General features: G+C 66.6%; 5 protein-coding genes. 2 read left to right on the top strand and 3 right to left on the bottom strand.

The window, feature by feature from the left end; all coding sequences use genetic code 11:
* Positions 1 to 71: 71 nt before the first annotated feature.
* Complete coding sequence (locus DD1DGNOD_RS29675) at positions 72 to 284, bottom strand: hypothetical protein (protein WP_241255789.1); 213 nt, start codon at positions 282 to 284, stop codon at positions 72 to 74.
* Between the two features lie 791 nt (positions 285 to 1075).
* Here DD1DGNOD_RS29675 and DD1DGNOD_RS16880 point away from each other — a divergent pair.
* On the top strand, positions 1076 to 2062 hold the full coding sequence (locus tag DD1DGNOD_RS16880) for a hypothetical protein (RefSeq protein ID WP_131770564.1): 987 nt from the start codon (positions 1076 to 1078) through the stop codon (positions 2060 to 2062).
* Positions 2063 to 2470: 408 nt separating this feature from the next.
* Here DD1DGNOD_RS16880 and DD1DGNOD_RS16875 read toward each other — a convergent pair whose 3' ends face one another.
* Positions 2471 to 3037: a DUF6036 family nucleotidyltransferase gene (locus DD1DGNOD_RS16875; protein ID WP_131770563.1), complete on the bottom strand. Its 567-nt coding sequence runs from the start codon at positions 3035 to 3037 to the stop codon at positions 2471 to 2473.
* 1 nt (position 3038) lies between these two features.
* Positions 3039 to 3458, bottom strand: coding sequence for a hypothetical protein (locus DD1DGNOD_RS16870; protein ID WP_241255788.1), 420 nt, complete (start codon positions 3456 to 3458; stop codon positions 3039 to 3041).
* Between the two features lie 156 nt (positions 3459 to 3614).
* Between DD1DGNOD_RS16870 and DD1DGNOD_RS16865 the strand changes: the two genes are divergently transcribed.
* Positions 3615 to 3800 (top strand): hypothetical protein, encoded by a 186-nt coding sequence (locus DD1DGNOD_RS16865; protein ID WP_131770562.1) that lies wholly within the window; start codon positions 3615 to 3617, stop codon positions 3798 to 3800.
* The last annotated feature ends 152 nt before the right edge of the window (positions 3801 to 3952 follow it).

Genomic DNA, 3952 nt, shown 5'->3' with positions numbered 1-3952 from the left:
CCCATCTAGCTCCGGAGCAGTCGACTACGGTCGGTGACGCCAGCGCGTCGAGGTCCCTGACGGGCGCACTGTCATCCTTCCGGCCACCACGACCATCCGTTGACATCGACACCGCAGGCCACCTGGGGATTAGCTGGCTCCCCCCGAGGAACAACGCGATTGATCACATGATGGTCTGGCTGGGTGGCGGCGAGCGCGAGCAGGTCCGGGACGGGCTGGTCGCCGTCGTCCTCGGCGGTTTCCCGCAGCACGAGTCCCGCGTCGGTCAGCGTGTTCAGCAGCACGGACAGGGGGACGTTGACCGCTCCGTCCCAGGAGCGGATCCCGTCACCGAGCAGGGGATGTTTCTCGATGCGCTGGTGGCGGCGGTAGTCGGGGTCGTCCGGGTCCGCCAGCTGGTCTGTCCCGCACGCCGGGCGAAGAAGTCAGGGGCGTGCTTGCGGGCCTCGCCGGCCGGCGCGCTCCACGACAGCCAGAACGGCTGGGAGGCGATACCGACCCCGTCGGTCGAAGTTCAGCAACATCAAATGACACAACAACGAGTACCGGCATCCCGGGATCGCCTGCTCCTCCCGGTGGTCGTCGTCCACCACGGCCAAGCCGCCGCCGTCCGAGCGGTCCGCGCCCGGGTCCTTGATGCCGCCTACGCGGCCCATCCCGAGTGGTTCGCCGTCCGGCCCGCTGATCCGCCAACGGAGCCCCAGCCTGCCTGGATCAACCAGCCGCCGCGGGAGGAGGACCAAGCGGCCGGTCCGGGCGGATCGACAGCTCAGCAATTCGCAAACGATCTTGAACCGTTCAGGTTGACAGGTTCCGCACCTGCGACAGCCCATCATGGACACCCCGCTCGCCGACCTACTGTCTGTTCGGGAACGCTTCCGTCTCTCCACCCTCGTTGCCGCGAGTGCCCGCGATTCGGTATTGTGCAGACAGGCAAGGAGCCTGGGAGTGAGCCTGGGCCACCGCCAAAGTTTTTCCCGGCATGGAGCGTCGGACTGGGCCTTCGCCACCACCGGTTCCCAAACTGCTTCGAGCTGCCGGCCCCTCCGCGGGTTTCGGCAGGAGGGCTATTGGCATGACAATTTATTCGCTGCACCCGAGCCGCGGGAAAGTACAGATACTGGCGACCTACCGGGGAGTGGATGGCATGACGTCATCCACTGTCACGAGTATCACGGAAGCCGGCGTCGCTGCTCCGATCGTCGATGCACTGAACCGGATCTCTGCATTCGCGACCGTTCCGGTCAGTGTGTACGACCGGAGAGGCGGTGAATTCCGGCACTACCCGACGAAGCATCTCGACGCGCTGGCCGACCGCGACAAGCGGGTGCAGCTTCTCGAGGGTTCGCACAGTCTGTGGTACGAACTTGTCATGATGTTTCTCGACAAGGCCCTGGCCGATCTGGAGAAGGCCACGACCGGGGCGCCGCCTCCCGTTCGGACCGCTATCGACGTGGAACTGGCAGCCGAGGCCCACGCTCTCCGCGTGGAACTGGCCGAATACACGGAAAACGTCTCCCCTCCGGAGACGGAGATCCGCCGTCTGTGGGAGCATGAAGATCCCCTGGTGAACCTTGAAGACGACCTCGGTATACTCGGCGAAGATACCCGAGAGTCCCTCGGCAAAGTCGAGAACGGCATTATCGGCGGAAAGTTGCAGAGGGTGGTCAATGACCTTCGAATACTCCTCCAAGCCTACCTCGAGTGCAACAACGAATTCGCCAGACTTGAGGCCGGAGATCTCTCGATTTTCGTTGAGCCAGACTTCGACGAGCGATATTACCTGACCGTGGAGACGCCACTGCCCCCGAAAGCGTGCCGTCGCAGTTGGAAGATTGAAATCGGACGCTGGGAACCGGACGGCCCGGAGGATGAGGACGGTAGCGGTAGCTACACGGGAAACCCGCTGCTCACCGGCGTCCAGTCCGCTCCGCCTGTGGCGTCAGAGATCGTTGATCTACTGAACCTAGTCGCCCACCAGCCCGGGCAGCTCGCCACCTGGTCCAAGACTCCGGTCGGCGAGAGTCTCTCCGGGACGAATTTCGTCGTGACCGACGTCTGAATCAATCAGACCGCGGTGTAGCCGCAGCGGCGACCTCGACCGACTCAACGACGAAGGTAGGGAACTGGCGCCATCACTTTCAGTGATGGATTCCAGTTCCCTCCCCGTCGAACCGTTCATGCGGTTCTCCCGTACACGGCTTGCCGCGTAGGCGTTGTTCGGCGCTGACCTTGGCCCGGTCGATGGCGAGCATGGGGGTCTGGCGGATCCCAACGGCCTGAGGAGGACGGCCGCGCGGGCCTCGCTCTTGACGTGGGCGTCGGCGGCGCGTTCACGGGCGGCGGGGGTGAGCCGCCCTGTCCGGCCGCGTTCGCGCTGGTCGGCGACGTGTGAGCCGTTCACGCAGATCGGGCGGCTGTGCTGCTCCCACTGCATTGGCGGCGCTGGGTGTCCTGCAGCCGAGTCAGGTCAGGCAGAGTCTTCAGCAGTGGCCGTGTGGCCGCTGCGACCGTGGAGAGAGTCGACGATCTCTTCGAGGAGGAACTGGACCTTCGCGTCGATCGGGCGGTCGCTGTAGACGGACTGGACGAGGTCGAGGCCTTCGTCGACGGTGGTATAGCCGAGCGTGCGGTAGAGGAACGCGATGTCCTCGGCGTCGGCTTCGACCCGGGACGCGAACAGCTTCATCGCGAGCAGGTATTCGGCGGAGGCGACGTCGACGGTGAGGTGGTCGGCCTCGAAGTACCTGGTCGCGGCCGGATCTGGGCCGGGCAGGAAGCCCTTCACCGCGTCGTTGAGCCAGTCGGCCGAGAGGGCGTGGCGTTCGGCGAGCGCGGAGGCCGCGGCGCGGACGACGTCGGTCGGCAGGAAGACGGCATCAAGGTCGCGGGTGGAGCGTGTCGTGTCGTAGACGAGGGCGAGCGCGGCCCCGCCGACAAGGAACAGGTCGGCCTTGGCGCCGCGCCGGCCCAGTTCGTCGTTGAGCTCCTGGAGCAGGCCGATGATCGACTCGCGGCCGAGCCCGGGGCCGGTCATGTCACGCCCGCTGGAGCGCGCCGCTGGTGATGAACACGCCGCGTTTGCGGAACGACAGCGGGGACTCGACCAGCGCCCGGGGATGCAGACCCTTGAGCGCGGTGACGAACCACCACGGCACCGCCTCGAGTGCCGGGTCGCGCACCCACGGGGGGGCGTGCCAGCCGTCGCGGCGGGCGAGATACTCCCCGAGCGCGGCGAGAGCCGCGTCCACTCGCCGGTCGCCGGACGGTCGGGGGCGGTCGGTCCACATCGCCTGGGCTGCATCAAGGCCCTGGTGGCGCAGCTCGCTGGTGTAGTCGTCGAGCAGCTGGACAACGGTGTGCCGCCAGATGTCCTGGAGGCGTGACTCGGCCGCGACCATGCCGGCCGCGACGGCGGCGGCGTCGTCAACGGTCCGGAAGGCACTCAACGGGTCCACGTCCCCACACTACGCTGCTGATCATGATTTTCGGTGTACGCGACAAGGTGACGGCTTCAGCGGACTACGGTCGGTCACAGGTCGCGACCTGGGCACCGCCGTATGCTGGTCCTGGTTCGCAGCCAGCCGGAAACACCAGCGAGGAGGCCCTCGTCCATGAGCACTCCGGAGACCGGCCCGCCGCTGCGCCCTCAGGCCACCGTTGAGGAGCTCTTGGCCACGCGAGGCACACAGCCCATCCGGTCCCTCGACGACCTGGCGGCCGACACCTTCGAGTCTGACGAGGAGCTCGACGAGTTCCTCGCGTTCACCTACGCCGAGCGTCGTCGCGACGTCGCCTGAGCCGCCGCCGTGCAGCCTGTCGTCCTTGACACCGACGTCTCTCCCTGAGCCACAAGCGCAGGCTCAGTGGGCCCGTGGCAACCCGTCTGATCGGCCGCCGGCCGCTGATCACGTTCGTGACCTTCGGCGAGCTCGCCAAGTGGACCGACCTG

Origin of the sequence: Candidatus Protofrankia californiensis (assembly GCF_900634765.1) — a bacterium.
GTDB classification, from domain to species: Bacteria; Actinomycetota; Actinomycetes; order Frankiales; family Frankiaceae; genus Protofrankia; species Protofrankia californiensis.
Note: the sequence above shows the minus strand (reverse complement) of the source record. Positions and strands in the feature narration are given on the sequence as shown.

Excerpts from the sequence above, each read along its gene's own strand:
- DD1DGNOD_RS16865 (WP_131770562.1), top strand. The coding sequence starts at position 3,615 with ATGAGCACTCCGGAGACCGGCCCGCCGCTGCGCCCTCAGGCCACCGTT.
- DD1DGNOD_RS16880 (WP_131770564.1), top strand. The coding sequence starts at position 1,076 with ATGACAATTTATTCGCTGCACCCGAGCCGCGGGAAAGTACAGATACTG.
- DD1DGNOD_RS16875 (WP_131770563.1), bottom strand. The coding sequence starts at position 3,037 with ATGACCGGCCCCGGGCTCGGCCGCGAGTCGATCATCGGCCTGCTCCAG.